At 77.1% G+C, this 573-nt stretch carries 1 pseudogene; it reads right to left on the bottom strand.

Features of this window, described 5'->3' with window-relative positions:
* A pseudogene (locus tag CCN72_RS37725) lies at positions 1-573 on the bottom strand (hypothetical protein); the annotation flags it as partial.

The following is a 573-nucleotide window of genomic DNA, read 5'->3' as shown; positions in this document are numbered from 1 at the left end:
ATGCGGCGGCGGAGACAGTGGCGGTCTGCGCGCGCTCTGCGCCCCCCGCCGCATCCCGCTCGAACGCCGCGAGTGCCCGCAGCGCCTGCCCGTACAGCTTGGCGCCCTCGGCCGAGAAGACGTCGTACGCCTTCTCGGTCTCCTCGCCGTCGGCGGTGTCCGGCTCCGCGCTCCGCGCCGGCGGCAGTGCCGGGGAGGCCGCGCGGGAGGGCAGCGAGGGCGCCGTACGCCCGGCCGGCTCCAGCGCGGGCGCGCCCGACTCGATCTCCAGCAGGCGGCGCCCCTCCAGGGCGCTGGCGCGCTCGGTCTCCGCGGTGGCGTAGCGGCGCAGCAGGGCGGCGTGCTCATTGCGCAGGCCCGCCAGTTCGGCGCGCTTGGCGCGCAGCCGCTGCTCCAGCTTGCCGCGCAGTTCGCGCGACTCCTCCAGGTCGGTCTCCAGCTCGGCGACCCGTTCCTCGAAGCGCCATTCGTCGCCGGCCCGGGCGCGGGTGAGGTCGGCGACCTGTTTGCCCGCGTGGATGTCCCAGCGGCGCATCACGAACGCACCGGCGAGGGCGGTCGCCGCGGCGGCCC

It is taken from the genome of Streptomyces murinus (assembly GCF_002154555.1).
Classification (GTDB): Bacteria; Actinomycetota; Actinomycetes; order Streptomycetales; family Streptomycetaceae; genus Streptomyces; species Streptomyces murinus.
This window is presented reverse-complemented; position numbering and strand designations above follow the sequence as displayed.